This window comes from Dyella acidisoli, from assembly GCF_030160295.1.
Classification (GTDB): domain Bacteria; phylum Pseudomonadota; class Gammaproteobacteria; order Xanthomonadales; family Rhodanobacteraceae; genus Dyella_B; species Dyella_B acidisoli.
The window spans coordinates 29,632-43,864 of the sequence record NZ_BSOB01000005.1; the positions used below are offsets into that span (position 1 = coordinate 29,632).

The 14,233-nt window shown below is 54.4% G+C and carries 10 protein-coding genes; 8 read left to right on the forward strand and 2 right to left on the reverse strand.

The features are described from left to right. Positions 1–444 precede the first annotated feature (444 nt). The 8 genes from QQJ86_RS02245 to QQJ86_RS02280 all read left to right on the forward strand — a co-directional run bounded on the left by QQJ86_RS02245 (position 445) and on the right by QQJ86_RS02280 (position 13,246). The gene (locus QQJ86_RS02245; protein WP_284319276.1) at positions 445–912 is read left to right on the forward strand and encodes a chemotaxis protein CheW; all 468 of its coding nucleotides are present in this window, start codon (positions 445–447) and stop codon (positions 910–912) included. Then, positions 909–2,342 (forward strand): CheR family methyltransferase, encoded by a 1,434-nt coding sequence (locus QQJ86_RS02250; RefSeq protein ID WP_284319277.1) that lies wholly within the window; start codon positions 909–911, stop codon positions 2,340–2,342. Before QQJ86_RS02245 ends, QQJ86_RS02250 begins: the two co-directional genes overlap by 4 nt. Positions 2,343–2,356: 14 nt before the next feature. Beyond that, complete coding sequence (locus QQJ86_RS02255) at positions 2,357–2,998, forward strand: chemotaxis protein CheW (protein WP_284319278.1); 642 nt, start codon at positions 2,357–2,359, stop codon at positions 2,996–2,998. Between the two features lie 39 nt (positions 2,999–3,037). Next, a complete protein-coding gene (locus QQJ86_RS02260; protein ID WP_284319279.1) occupies positions 3,038–4,507 on the forward strand; it encodes a methyl-accepting chemotaxis protein in 1,470 nt (489 codons plus the stop codon). Between the two features lie 5 nt (positions 4,508–4,512). Then, positions 4,513–6,840, forward strand: a complete 2,328-nt coding sequence (locus QQJ86_RS02265) for a hybrid sensor histidine kinase/response regulator (RefSeq protein ID WP_284319280.1) — start codon at positions 4,513–4,515, stop codon at positions 6,838–6,840. A 9-nt stretch (positions 6,841–6,849) separates the two neighbouring features. Further along, positions 6,850–7,941 carry a chemotaxis-specific protein-glutamate methyltransferase CheB gene (gene cheB / locus QQJ86_RS02270; protein WP_284319281.1) on the forward strand — a complete coding sequence of 364 codons (1,092 nt, stop codon included), beginning with the start codon at positions 6,850–6,852 and terminating at the stop codon, positions 7,939–7,941. Positions 7,942–7,961: 20 nt separating this feature from the next. Next, the gene (locus QQJ86_RS02275) at positions 7,962–10,736 is read left to right on the forward strand and encodes a GAF domain-containing protein (RefSeq protein WP_284319282.1); all 2,775 of its coding nucleotides are present in this window, start codon (positions 7,962–7,964) and stop codon (positions 10,734–10,736) included. Positions 10,737–11,476: 740 nt separating this feature from the next. Then, positions 11,477–13,246, forward strand: a complete 1,770-nt coding sequence (locus QQJ86_RS02280) for a cellulase family glycosylhydrolase (RefSeq protein WP_284319283.1) — start codon at positions 11,477–11,479, stop codon at positions 13,244–13,246. Positions 13,247–13,441: 195 nt separating this feature from the next. Here the strand turns inward: QQJ86_RS02280 and QQJ86_RS02285 are convergent, their stop codons facing one another. Together QQJ86_RS02285 and QQJ86_RS02290 are read right to left on the reverse strand one after the other, a co-directional pair. After that, positions 13,442–13,669 carry a hypothetical protein gene (locus tag QQJ86_RS02285; RefSeq protein ID WP_284319284.1) on the reverse strand — a complete coding sequence of 76 codons (228 nt, stop codon included), beginning with the start codon at positions 13,667–13,669 and terminating at the stop codon, positions 13,442–13,444. A 59-nt stretch (positions 13,670–13,728) separates the two neighbouring features. Then, positions 13,729–13,983 (reverse strand): hypothetical protein, encoded by a 255-nt coding sequence (locus QQJ86_RS02290; RefSeq protein ID WP_284319285.1) that lies wholly within the window; start codon positions 13,981–13,983, stop codon positions 13,729–13,731. Between the last annotated feature and the right edge of the window lie 250 nt (positions 13,984–14,233).

The window sequence follows — 14,233 nt, forward strand, 5'->3', positions numbered from 1 at the left end:
ATGGTCCCCAGAAGCGTCAACGCCTAATCCATTAACCGGCCTGAGAGAAATAGCGAAAGTAGGGTATCTCGAGCCCTGGCTAGCTCGATGCACGGCCGAGGCGATTGACATATCAGCAAGGTCCATGAGCGGCAGGGCAGCCGCACGAGTAACAGGACGAAGTTACGGAAGCGAATACTTCAGATCGGCCTTCATATAATCTCGACCGCATTTACACGTGCCATTAACATTTCTAGTGGAACGGAACGCTAAGCAATAAAGTTATTGATTGCCAATACACAGAAGTATAACGTCCACTACGCCATCGCTGACCGTGGTGCGCGGGTCGCGACGATCTTCCAGTATCGGGTGCGGCAAAAGGGGTGATCCAGGGAGTGGTGATCTGATCGAAAGTGTCATTGCCAGTGTCCTTGCTCAAGGCCGACTTCTGGGGTGCCGATCGATATGTGCGACCAGGAAAACTATGTCGTTTTTCTTCTCGACGAAAAGCGTTACGCGCTGTATTTGACCGCGGTCGAAAGAGTGGTGCACGCGGTGTACGTCACTCCTCTGGCAAAAGCCCCCGATATCGTTCTAGGCGTCGTAAGCCTGCAGGGGCGGATCGTGCCGGTCTTCAATGTGCGTCGGCGGTTTCACCTGTCGGAACGAGAAGTTCACCTGGCTGATCAGATCATTTTTGCGCGTACCGAGCGACGAACGGTGGCGCTATGGGTCGACATGGTCACGGGTGTGATCGAGTGCGATAAATCGGATGTGACCCATGCCGGGGACATCCTGCCAGCGATGGAGTATGTGCGGGGTGTCATCCAGCTTGATGATGGATTGGTCCTGGTGCATGACCTCGATGCTTTTCTGTCACTGGATGAAGAAAAGCTGCTGGATGGCGCATTGGAAGCAAGCCACTCCCTATGATGCAGCCGACGATTCCCGCACAGACTTTGTCGAAGCTCAGCGATTGGCTTGCCACCCGCATGGGCTTGAACTTCCCCATGGAGCGCAGGAGCGATCTGGAGCGAGGCATGGCCGCTGCCGCCTCGGCCTTTGGCATGCCCAACGCCGAGTCCTGTGCAAATTGGTTGCTGTCTACGCCACCGACGCGCGGTCAGATTGAGACATTGGCCAGTTGTCTGACGATCGGTGAAACGTATTTCTTTCGCGATGAGTGCTGCTTCACGGCATTGGAGATGAATGTACTGCCGGAGCTGATTCATGCACGGATGAAAAGTGAGCGGCGTTTGCGTATTTGGAGTGCCGGTTGTTGCACTGGCGAGGAACCTTATTCCATCGCCATGTTGATTGATCGGCTTATTCCGGACGTCCATGATTGGAATGTGGCCATTCTGGCTACCGATATAAATCCTTCGTTTCTGCGAAGGGCATCAAAAGGTGTCTATGCGCAATGGTCGTTCCGAAACACGTCGGTCAGGGCTGAGTCCATGGATGGATACTTTCAACGCATTTCTGCGTCGCAGCGCGAAATAAAGCCACGTATACGAAAATATGTATCGTTTTCGTATCTAAATCTTGCCGATGATATCTATCCATCCATAGCGAACAATACCAACGCCATGGATATCATTTTTTGCCGCAACGTGATGCAGTATTTCACTGCGGACCAGGCGGAACGGGTTTGCAGGAAGCTTCAGGATTCGTTGATTGACGGCGGATGGTTGATTGTCGCGCCTGCTGAGACCTGGGTGCATCCACGCCAGGGCCTGAAGATGGTGGAATTTCCCGGCGCGATTTTTTATCAAAAGCATGAGCATGAGAGCGATGAAGCGTCGATGCCGCCGGCAAGGAAAGTTTATCCGACATTCGAATTGCCTTCCTTGAAACATCCCGTCGGGAAGAGTGTGCCGGCAAGCAAGCAGATCAAGGTGCCTGAAACGCGGAAAGAGACTGCATCGATATCAATTGAGCACGTGGGACCGGTGTCCTACCACCAGGCCAGAAGCTACGCCAACGAGGGAAAGTTGACCGAAGCCGCGGAGTGCTGTGAAACAGTCATCGCTGCCAACAAGACCGATCCGAACCCTCAGTATTTGCTAGCCATGATCAAGCAAGAGCAAGGCCAGTACGAGCAGGCCGTGCAATCGCTAAAGCGTGCCTTGTATCTCGACCCTTCGTTTGTGCTGGCCCATTTTGCGTTGGGCAATCTTTATTCGTTGATCGGACGACCTCGCGATGCAAGACGATATTTCAGAAACGCGCTTGACCTTCTGCTTCCGCTATCCAAGGGAGAGGTCGTTCCCGAGTCGGATGGACTGAGCGCCGGTCGCCTCGAAGAAATTGTTACGACCTTGCTGGAAAGTCTTGATGGGGTTGCAGCGGCGAACTCATAAAGGGGATGCATGGTATGCAGAGCGGTGAATCCAAATTGAGCAGGACATCGGCCGTTGGTTTCGACTACGGAAGAATAGAAAGGAAACTGGCTGCCGCGCATGCCGCCATCGAGTCGGTCTGGACGCCGACACCCGAAGAGAGTCGAAAGATCCTCGCGTCGAGAGCGCAGGCGCTGGCCATGGAGAAGTTGGCGGATGAGGCAGTTGAGACGTATATCGAAGTTGTGGAATTCAATTTGGCCTACGAACGCTACGCCATCGAATCCCACTACGTGCGTGAGGTCTATCCACTTGAAAACCTCACTCCAGTGCCATGCACGCCATCGTACTTACTCGGCGTCGTCAATCTGCGGGGCGAGATCACCTCGGTCATCGACATCCGGGTATTTTTCGATCTTCCCAAAACGGGGCTTCCCGATCTCAACAAGGTTATCGTGCTTGAATCGGAGCACATGAGTTTTGGCGTATTGGTCGATGCCGTTGCAAGAGTGGACAAGATTCGAGTTGCCGATATTCAACCGGCATTGCCAGCCACGACCCGGATCCACGAAACCTATCTCAAAGGCCTGACAGCGGACTGTGTGGCGATTCTGGATGGCGGGAGGTTGCTGTCCGACGCGGGTATCGTCGTAAACGAGCAGATACACGAAAGTTGAGCGGAAAAACTCATCCAAAATACCAGGCAAGGGGGCAATATGAAATTCACCGTTGGGGCGAAAATAGGTGCCGGTTATGCCGTCGCCTTAATCATCATTGCCGTGTTCGGCATTGCTTCGTATCGGAACGCCAGCGGCTATGTGGACGCCGTGCAGCAGCGCGCGAACGATTATCAGGTGATCGAGAATCTAACTGCCACGCTTTCGTCCATGCAGGATGCAGAAACAGGGCAGCGTGGCTACTTGATCGTAGGCGAGGATCGCTATCTGGCTCCCTACAATGAAGCATTAGTGAGTGCATACAAGAATTTGCAGAACCTTAAAGCGCTTATCGGCAGCAATGCAGAGCAGCAGCGAGAGCTCGATCAACTCCACTCGCTGATAGACGCCAAGTTCGACGAGCTCAAGGAAACCATCGCACTGCGGCGGGACAAGGGGTTTCAAGCCGCCGAGCAGGTGGTGCAAACGGATAAGGGCAAGAAGATCATGGACGACATAAGGGCTGTCATAGCGGACATGAGCAGCAAGGCAAAGGCGACGCTGGACCAGAGTGATGCCGAACTCACCGTCAAATCGAATGCTTCCATTCATACTATCGCCTATGGCATACCGATTGCCTGCGCAGCATTGGCGTTGCTGGGTTTTGTGATCGTACGCAAGATTACGCACGAGCTTCGGGAAGGCATTACCAAGCTGGCATCCTCCGCATCGGAAATACTTGCCACGACCACCCAGCTTGCCTCCAGTGTCGTGCAGACGGCTACCGCTGTCAGCGAGACGACGGCGACCGTGGAAGAGGTAAAACAGACGGCGCAGCTCGCGACCGAAAAAGCGCGCTATGTTCTGGACAGTGCGCAAAGGGCGTCGACTGTTTCTACGGCGGGCCGTACTGCGGTGGACGATACCGTGCAAGGGATGCACCGCATTCAATCGCAAATGGAATCCGTCGCAGACAGCATCGTCCGGCTGAGCGAGCAAAGTCAGGCGATCGGCGAGATCATTGCTACCGTCAATGGATTGGCCGAGCAGTCGAACTTGCTTGCGGTCAACGCCGCGATCGAGGCAACCAAAGCCGGTGAGCAAGGCAAGGGCTTCGGCGTGGTGGCGCAGGAAATAAAAAGCCTTGCCGAGCAGTCCAAGCAAGCAACGGCCCAGGTGCGGACCATTCTGGGTGACATCCAGAAAGCGACCAGCGCCGCCGTGCTCGCTACTGAACAGGGCAGCAAGGCCGTGGAGGCCGGCGTAAAACAAACCGGCGATACCGGTGATTCCATTCGCATGCTGGCTGACAACATTACGGAAGCGGCCCAAGCCGCCACGCAAATCGCCGCGTCCAGCCAACAGCAGATGGTGGGCATGGATCAGGTCGTGGTAGCGATGGAGAGCATCAAGCAGGCCAGCACGCAAAATGTGGCGGGTACGCGCCAGGCGGAAGAAGCGGCGAAAAGTCTGCATCAGCTGGGGATGCGGCTGGGTGATCTGATCGGAAGCCATCGCGCAGCGGTGTGACGGTCATGAGCAAGAATCCCCACGACAAGAAAAGCGATGATCTTCTCGAGCGGCTGCGTGCGACTTTCCAGTCGGAGGCTGACGAGCATCTGAAGTCGATGTCATCGGACTTGCTGACGTTGGAGCACGCGTCCTCAGACGAATCGAAAAACCTGGTCGAGGCCATATTCCGCAGTGCGCACAGCCTCAAAGGGGCTGCGCAGTCGGTAAACCTTGAACCCATCGGGGTGGTATGTCAGTCACTGGAAAGCGTCCTGGCCGCTTTGAAAGCACGGCGGCTCGAGCTTATGCCACCGCTGCTCAATCTCCTGCACGAGTCGCTCGACGCGATTGGTCATCTGCTTTCGATGGACGTGGCGTTATTAGGCAAGCGCCAACCACTGGCGGCGGCAGTGGCACGGCGGCTCGATGATGCGCTGAAGGAGCCGCCGACAAACGCTGGACAGCTTGACGAGCCCGCTACCGAAGCGCCAGCCGAGATGCCGCACGTTACCCCCATCGTAGCTCCGGAAACCGTGCGTGTTTCCATCGCGAAATTGGATACGGTGATGCGGCACGTGGAGGAGCTGCTTGCACCTCGCCTGGCTGCAAGTCAGCGCCTGCTGGAGCTGCGCGAGGCTGTTGCGATGCTCGCAACGTGGAAGAAGCAGCGGGCACGCCTGCAACCCATCTTGCGCGTAATCGAGCATTCGCTGCAGGCTCCGTCGTTGGGTGTGACGGGGGAAGGCGGCGATCATGGCGCTCTGAATGGCGCGACAAGCCGGAAGCAGGAGCTATTGAAGCTGCTCGAGTATTTGGATGGCGAGCAGGTGCAAATGAAAGTTCTGGAGGATCACCTGGCCAGACTCAGTCGATCCGGGGAGCACGACCAACGCGCTCTGGCCGGCATGAGTGACAGTCTGTTGCGCGATTGCAAGGAGATGCAGCTGTTACCGTTCTCTTCGCTGCTGGAAGGCTTCCCACGGCTTGTTCGCGGGCTGGCCCGCGAGCAAGGCAAGACCGTGGAACTGGTGATGCAGGGAGGTGACATTGAAATCGATCGGCGCATTCTGGACGCGATGAAGGACCCTCTCATTCATTTGCTGCGCAATAGCATTGATCACGGCATCAGCACACCCACGGTGCGAAGCGCCAAGGGCAAGTCGCCGCAGGGCATGATTACGGTGGCCATCTCGCAAAAGGACAGCGGCAAGGTCGAGGTGGTCGTCGCTGACGATGGCGCGGGTATCGATGTCTCCGCAGTGAAGGCAGCAGCCAGCAAGCTCGGAACCACCTCCTTGCAGGATGGAGGTGGCACGGATGAGCAGGATGCGTTGGCTTTGGTATTCAAATCCGGCCTCAGCACCAGCCCCATCATCACGGATGTCTCCGGTCGCGGTCTGGGATTGGCGATCGTTCGCGAAAAGGTCGAGAAGCTGGGCGGAAGTATCGCCATTGAATCGCATCGCGATACCGGGACAGCGTTTCGCATCGTCCTTCCGTTGATGCTGGCGAATTTCCACGGTTTGATCGTTCGCGAAGGCGGCCAACTTTTCGTCATTCCAACCATCCACGTCGAACGCGTGACGCGTTTGCCGAATAGCGATATTCGTACGGTGGAAAATCGGGAAACGATTCTCGTGAATCGTCAGGCGGTATCACTGGTGAAGCTTGGCGATGTGCTGGAGATGCCGCGATCACGTGCGGACGAACCACAAGCGCATAGCACGTTGGCGGTGGTCGTTGACATGGCACACGTGAAGGTGGCGTTCCGCGTGGACGAGATACTTGGCGAGCACGAAGTGCTGGTCAAACCGCTGGGCCGCCAACTGGTGCGCGTACGCAATGTTGCCGGTGCGAGCGTACTGGGTACGGGGCAGGTCGTACCGGTATTGAACGTTTCAGACTTGCTGAAATCGGCAATGAGGCAAGCGTTCACGCCACAGGCCGCCAGTGCCGACTCAGTCAACGGTAAAAGCGAAGTTGCCGAAAAGCTATCGATCCTCGTGGTCGAGGACTCGATCACCTCACGATCCCTGCTAAAGGGCATCCTCGAGACAGCGGGTTATCGGGTCAGTACGGCAGTAGACGGTGTGGATGGCTTTACTACGCTCAAGACCGGCAAGTTCGATCTGGTCATCTCCGATGTGGAAATGCCGCGCATGGATGGCTTTGACCTTACCGCCAAATTACGTGCCGACAAACAGCTGTCGGATTTACCAGTGGTGCTGGTGACGGCGCTGGGATCGCGCGAACACCGCGAACGTGGGATCGATGTAGGCGCCAATGCCTACATCGTGAAGAGCAGTTTTGATCAGAGCAATTTGCTGGATGCCGTTAGGAGGTTGGTATGACGCCACCCGATGGATCCCGATCCTTTCTCTAGAGGTTTCCAGGAGGAAACGCGCGTGATCAAGGTTCTTATCGTGGAAGACTCGTCCACGGTCCGCGATTTTCTTGTTTACGTGCTGGGTTCGGACCCCGACCTGAAAGTAGTCGGTACCGCGCGCGATGGCGAAGAAGCATTGGATGCCGTGCGTCGTTATAGGCCGGATGTCATCACGATGGACATCCACATGCCGAAGATGGATGGACTGGAAGCCACGCGCCGCATCATGGAAACCATACCTACGCCCATTGTTATCGTCTCTTCGAGCCGCGGTGCAAGCGAGTTGGCGGCAACGTTCAAGGCCATCGAGGCTGGTGCGTTGACCGTGTTGGCAACGCCGAAGGCCATTGGTCATCCGCACCATGCAAGCACGGCAAAGGAATTGGTACAGACAGTAAAGCTGATGTCGGAAATCAAGCTGGTACGCCGTTGGCCGCGTACAAATAACGGGGCTTTCGCGTTATTGCCGGAAACGATGAGCCCATCGGCTCCGGCAAGAATTCGAGTGGTGGCCATCGGGGCTTCCACGGGCGGTCCGCCGGCGATTCAAGCGGTACTTAAACGCTTATCACGAGAATTTCCGATACCTGTGTTGATCGTGCAGCACATGACGACCAGCTTTACCGAAGGATTCGTCGAATGGCTTAGGCCGAGCATTAAGCTTCCGATCCATGTGGCCCGCAACAATGAGGTTATGCAACCTGGGCATGTTTACGTGGCGCCAGACGGTTTTCAGATGAAGGTGTCGTACGGCGATGCCATCGTATTGACGACTGACCCGCCCGAGAGCGGCTCACGTCCATCGGCATCCTATCTATTTCGTTCCGTTGCCGAGGTTTACGGCGGAGAGGTTATCGCCGGCTTACTGAGCGGCATGGGGCGAGATGGTGCCCAAGCGCTGCGATTGCTGAGAGAGAAGGGTGCCATCACGTTTGCACAGGACGAGGCCAGTTCGGTCGTGCACGGCATGCCCGGTGAAGCCATTCGACTTCATGCGGCGATGCACGTTCTATCTCTGGACAAGATTGCCGACATGTTCATAGCGGCCGCTCATCGACGCATATAAACCACACTGGAAGGTGAATCATGAACCGCGAAATCAGTAAGATCAAAGAAAAAAGTCGCGATATCGAGATTCTTGTTGCCGAAGACAGTTCGACCCAGGCCGAACGTGTGCGCTATCTGCTCGAAGAACATGGTTATACGGTGACGATTGCGTCGAATGGTCGCCGCGCACTGAATGCAGCGAAGCAGCGGAAGCCTGCTCTGATCATCAGCGACGTGATGATGCCGGAGATGACCGGTTTCGAACTATGCAGCGAAATCAAGTGTGATGGGCAGCTCCACGACGTTCCGGTGATTCTTCTCACCTCGCTCTCGGATGTCTCGGACATCATGCAAGGATTGAAATGCGGAGCCGACAATTTCATACGCAAGCCGTACGAGGATAACTATTTGCTTGCACGGGTCGATTATTTGCTGATGACCAATGAGTTGCGTCGGAATCAAAAGATAAGCATGGGGGTGGAAATCTATCTCGGAGGGGAAAAGCATTTCATTACGGCAGAGCGGCAGCAAATCGTGGATTTGCTGATATCGGTTTACGAAGAAGCTGTCCATCTTGCTTCGGAACTGAAGGAACGCGAGCGCGAGCTGTCTGAGTTCAACCTTACCTTGGCCGGCCTCTATCGCATTGCCGAGGGTTTGAATGGCGCCATGAGCGAGCGGCAGGTATGCGAACAAGCCCTCGAAAATGCGATGCATCTTCCAGGGGTGGAGGGCGGATGGATCTATCTGCGAAATGACGACGAGTCGTTTCGGCTTGGTGGCATGCACAATCTTCCGGCAGCGCTGCACGCCAAGTGTGCGACCCATGATTTGTGCGAGTGCCAGCGCCAATTTTTTGCAAGTGGGAAGGATCGAGCGGCAAATGTGTCAGTTTGTGAGCGGCTCGCGAAGGCCGGGGGCGACGCGCGGACTCACGCCTTTGTGCCGCTATGGGGTGGTGAGGAGAGCTGGGGCATCCTGAATCTGGTTGGTGGGGAAGAGGCTTTCAAGGAAAGTGAACTGGAAACGTTTGACAGCGTGGGGCATCAGCTGGCCACTGCGCTACAGCGCGCCAATTTGCACGCACATCTGGAACGTCTGGTGGATGAGCGGACCGCTGCGTTGACTTTAGAGGTTGCTGAACGCAAGCGGATGGAGTTGAAGTTTCATAATCTTTTCGAGTATGCGCCCGACGCTGTCCTGATCATGGATGGGAGTGGCAAGATTGCACTCGTCAACCGCCAGGCAGAGGAGGTGTTTGACTATCGACGGGACGAGCTCATCGGCGAGCAAGTCGACAAACTTTTGCCACGCCTCCTCGACGAAGCTCATATGGATTTGCACAAAAAGATCAGGCTGGGAGAAGTGGGTTTGCACGCCGTTGCCCTGCTCGGCGTGCGCAACGACAAGACAACATTTCCCGTGGACATCAGTCTCAGCCCTATGGAGGCAGACGGCGGCACCATGGTTGCTGTCGCCATTCGCGACGTGACGGAACGCAAGATCTATGAGGCGAAGATAGCCCGCCTCAATCGGCTCTACGCCGTACTCAGCGGTATCAACACTGCCATCGTGCGTGTGAAGGAGCGCGGGCAGCTTTTCGAGGAAACCTGCCGTATTGCCGTGGTGCTTGGAAAGTTCGCCTTTGCATGGATAGGCCTGATGGATGCAGAAAGCCAGGTGGTGACACCCGTTGCGTGTAGAGGCCACAATGATACGTACCGATTCACCCTTAAGTTGAAGGATGCCAAGGATGCTGGCCTGCAGGATGCATGGGTCGTTCACCCACTTCTGCAAAATCGGCCGGTGATATGCAACGACATGGTTGAGGATGATCGTCTGCAACCATTGGGTGGAGAGGCGCGCAAGCGAGGTTATCATTCTTCAGCCATGTTTCCTTTGGTGATACAGGACAAGTTGGTTGGCGTGTTGGGCTTTTATGCGTCCGAAAAGGATGCATTCGATACGGACGAGAAACAGCTGCTGATTGAAATAGCCAGCGATATTTCTTTCGCGATGAGTCACTTGCAGAATGAGGAAAACGAGCGTCGGCTGCGCGAAAAAAATATCGAACTGCGTGCCATGTCCGAAGCCAAGGATCGCTTTCTGGCCTCCATGTCGCATGAGTTGCGCACGCCACTCAATGCGATCCTCGGCTATACCGGCTGTTTGCTGACGCGATTGCCCGGCGAGCTGAACCAGGAGCAGGAAAGTCAACTGCAAACCGTTGAATCCAGTGCCAGCCACTTGCTGTCGCTGGTCAACGACCTCCTTGATCTGGCCAAGATCGAATCAGGGCGTACCGAGCTGAACATGCGATACCTTCCCTGCAAGGAAGTTATCGAGGAAGTGACATCCTTGCTGCATCCATTGGTCAAGCGGAAGAATATTTCGCTTGAACTCCATTTGCAGTCTACCGAGCTGGATGTCTATGCCGACCGACGCGCACTCAGCCAGATCCTGATCAATCTTGGCAATAACGCCATAAAGTTCACCGATCATGGCGGCAGGATTTCCTTCGAAGCAGAGCGCATCATGATCGATGGCCTGTTTTGCTGCGAGATACGCGTTGCCGATACAGGTTGCGGCATTCGGCCGGAAGATCAGAATGCCTTGTTCCAGGCTTTTTCGCAGATCGACCAGGCATCGGAGCACCCCATCGAAGGAACCGGCTTGGGTCTTTATCTTTCCAAACGCCTAGCGAGTATGCAGAACGGAAGCATTTCCTTTGAAAGTGAATATGGGCGTGGCTCTACCTTCAAACTTATTTTGCCCGAGCATCACAGCACCATGTCCGTCTCGAGCGAGCTTTGAATGGCCATTTCCCGCCTCGTTCGCGATGCTTTCCACTCAAACGATGCGCGACGTAAATGGTTGCGTGCCATCACTCTTCTCAAGGGAGAGATGGGCTACCCAAATTAAAAGAGCCCGGACTGCTCGATAAGCATCCAGAAATATTGCAATAAAACCCAGCGCTCAGAGTGATCCAGGCGTTCGCGCACATGAGCGACCACCTGGCGACGTCGTGCTGGGCGTAGAAGTTTCCCTTGCTCATCTCGCGCATGATCTGGTTGTCGATCACTGGATCCGACAATGCGCGACACAATCGCGCGTTCCCCATCTCCAGATCGTTTGGGCGCTCGGCTCGATCCAGCCCAGGCCGCTGTATTCCTTGTACGAGCGGAAATAAATCTTCCCGGTGACGCCCAAGTGCCTGATTGGACGCGGAAGCGGATCGGGTGGCGACTGGCTAGGAATCCTCTGATTTACATCTTTCGCAAGGTGCTATATCTAAATGGTCATTAAATACTATAAATTACGAAACGCGCCTTCTTTGAGGCGAAAATGCTGTTTTGCACAATGGTTGGCAGCGGTGGAAGGGCTCGGCCAAGGGCCGAAAGATATTTCCAGTGGGGATGCGTGTGACGTCGGCGAGAAGCGGCGCCGAACCTTTCGAATTTTCACGATGCGTCGATCTGGGCTGAAAGGAGGAGCCATATAAATTTAGTCAAAACGATGGTTTGTTGGAGCCAACGACTTTTAAGGGGTTACTTATGAAAAATGTCACATCTGACTTTCTCAAGGGTGCAAGTCTAAGAAGCAATTGGCAGGGCCAGTGGTGGTCTTTCTTCATTTCGATGGTTTTGTTGTGCGTGCTGGGAACGACCGCCGTCAATGCGGATGAATCATGGGCACTCGCTTCAACAAGAACTCGGTTGATCGGGTTCAATTGGGCTGATGCTCGCGATAACTTCCAAAGCGGAGAACTTGTTCTATCCGGAACGCTTTCTACCTATGGCTATAACGATTTCTCTACTGCTGCGCAATACGTTGCATCAACGTTTAAGAAAGGATTTTCCCCTGTCAACACAGTGCGAATTCCCATCAACTACGCCACGGTAAACGATGCGAATTATTGGGCCAGTTATAAAGGTGCGATTGACGGGTTGCTCGCAAGTGGCTTGAACGTCATCATCTGCTATTGGCCTGATGGCAGAGATGGATTTGGCGTTCCGTATGGAACGGTGAATCAGGCCAATTGGGATAGTGCGTGGAGTACGGTTCTCAGCGCCTATATCAACAATCCATCCGTCTACTTCGAACCTATCAATGAACCTTGGGGATATAGCACCTGGATTCAGTCAGATCTTTCCGCATTGCATGACACCGGAGATTTGGATTCTCTCAAGCAGCTCTATAAGAACTGGGAATCGACGGCCCTCCAGGCCTACCAAGGCACGGCTACTGGTACGAGTGCCACGTCACTTCCAAGCTCAATCAAGCATCGAGTCATCCTGGCAGGTGGCATGGTCGAGGAGGACATCAAGGATCTTGCCAACGATTCCTACTGGGATGACTACCTGTTGGGATTCCATATGTATTCGTTCGTATATGACGAGCAGCACGGGGGGACTATCTCGAGCGAACCTCTTATTCCGCATAGGAGGCACACGGATTGGCCGACTTATCTTGCCTGGTTGATCAATCGGCACTGGCCCAGGGTTGTCATTACGGAATTTGGCGCTGAAACCAGCAACACCGGATACGACAATCCAAACAATGGTTATGACAACAGCAGCGAGAAAGTTCCATCTATACAGGGCATCGCCAACTATGCCTACACCTTTGGGGCCGGCATGATTTGGTGGCCTGGCTTCAAAGGCTCGTACACACAGAATCAATCCACGGCTCAATCCCTCAGCTTGGATGGCTATAACTTTTTCAGCAGCAGTACGGAAACATCCGCTGGGCAGTATGCAGCGACACCCTACATGCTCCTTTCAAGCACGCCAGCCAATTCCGGTCTCTCCACACTTTTGTCAGCCGCAGCGGGTCAAAGCAGCATGTACACGCTGCTTTCCGGCGAATTTCAGAATGGATGCTCGGGTACCCAGTCAAACATAGCCTCTTATCAAGGCACGGGAGGGTACGTGTATGACCGAGAAAGTTGGGCGTCGGCCGGTCCAACAGCAACAGGCGTGAATCTCTACATTTGCAACACGGAGAACTCCGATGGTTTTTATTACATTGGTAATAACAGTGTTCCACAGAATGGCCAGGTCGTTGAGGTCAACGGAAATTCAACTTCTTCAAATGCAGGTCTCGACTTCTACGGCGTCAATGATCAAGAGAACCAAAAATGGTTGCCGATTCAAGCTGCCTTGGATCAGTCGGTGTTTTTTGCAAATGAGCAGGATTACCAGCTTTGGGACGTCAGGGGCGATCCCGGGGCCAGCTCAACGTTGACGGCGGGGCAGGATCTTGATCAATGGCCATTGGATGGTCAAGGCAATCAGAAATGGTCAGTGATCCTGGTTAAATAATTCGCCAGATACGTAACATTGGTGCTGTTTTTCAACTTCACCTCGTCTCCGCCGGTTGCGGAGGCGAGGTAGTTAATGCGCTTCTTTCCAAAGTGCATAAGCCGGCGCGGACTATGTCCGCGCCGGTTTTGTTTTAGGCATTGCCGCCGTTGATTCGGCGCAAAGAGAGTCTTTGGTGGCCTGGACTTACAATCCCTAGTGGAAGCGTTCCAGTCTTGGGCTTCCACTCTGTGCATTCACTCGAGCCACCTTGTGAAGGTCTGTGAATGGCACAGCCTCAAGATCTTTTGGAACCTCAAGAACTTCGTGCTTCTCACCTTTCGATGGAACGTAGTGCACCGTGAAATCGGGACCACGCAATTTTTCCGGGTCGAACATGGTGAGGATGGTTCCATCCGAGTCATAGCTGACTGCGAGTTTCATGATCTGCCCCTTATTTCATGTGGATTGTTGTTCCTTGTCGTCTGCCGGTTATCCAGCAGTTAATTGCTGCCAACCTGCAGGTTGTAGTAGGTGGAGTTTGGGCCATTGTTCTTAACCGTGTAGCCGAACGAATACTGGCCATGGTTGTTCAAGTTGACGGATTCTGACCCTGCGTAAAGCAAGGAAGCCCCGGTATTCAGCGGTTGGGGCTGAATGAACGTATCACCTTGCCAGCCAGAGTTATTCCACGTTGTGATCCAGCCTTGCGACTGACCATTTGCAATGTAAATGTTTCCAAGTGTGATGGATGACATGTCAAATATCTCCTTCTTGGCTTCGCGGAAACCGCGTCCAATTCAAGAACACGCCAATTGACCTCTGCGCTCGGTATGAGCGGCAGTGCTGGTGCTTCGGTGATACCGACCTACGTTTTGCAACGCAAAATCTAAGTCGAAGCTGTGATGCTAATTAGGAGGACGTATGAGTTACGTCGGCCACAAGGTGGCGATGCTGGAGGCCGCCACAAAAATACGGGCGGTCAAAATGAAGCTAACGAAATACCCC

Excerpts from the sequence above, each read along its gene's own strand:
- QQJ86_RS02245 (WP_284319276.1), top strand. The coding sequence starts at position 445 with ATGTGCGACCAGGAAAACTATGTCGTTTTTCTTCTCGACGAAAAGCGT.
- QQJ86_RS02250 (WP_284319277.1), top strand. The coding sequence starts at position 909 with ATGATGCAGCCGACGATTCCCGCACAGACTTTGTCGAAGCTCAGCGAT.
- QQJ86_RS02255 (WP_284319278.1), top strand. The coding sequence starts at position 2,357 with ATGCAGAGCGGTGAATCCAAATTGAGCAGGACATCGGCCGTTGGTTTC.
- QQJ86_RS02260 (WP_284319279.1), top strand. The coding sequence starts at position 3,038 with ATGAAATTCACCGTTGGGGCGAAAATAGGTGCCGGTTATGCCGTCGCC.
- QQJ86_RS02265 (WP_284319280.1), top strand. The coding sequence starts at position 4,513 with ATGAGCAAGAATCCCCACGACAAGAAAAGCGATGATCTTCTCGAGCGG.
- cheB (WP_284319281.1), top strand. The coding sequence starts at position 6,850 with ATGGATCCCGATCCTTTCTCTAGAGGTTTCCAGGAGGAAACGCGCGTG.
- QQJ86_RS02275 (WP_284319282.1), top strand. The coding sequence starts at position 7,962 with ATGAACCGCGAAATCAGTAAGATCAAAGAAAAAAGTCGCGATATCGAG.
- QQJ86_RS02280 (WP_284319283.1), top strand. The coding sequence starts at position 11,477 with ATGAAAAATGTCACATCTGACTTTCTCAAGGGTGCAAGTCTAAGAAGC.
- QQJ86_RS02285 (WP_284319284.1), bottom strand. The coding sequence starts at position 13,669 with ATGAAACTCGCAGTCAGCTATGACTCGGATGGAACCATCCTCACCATG.
- QQJ86_RS02290 (WP_284319285.1), bottom strand. The coding sequence starts at position 13,983 with ATGTCATCCATCACACTTGGAAACATTTACATTGCAAATGGTCAGTCG.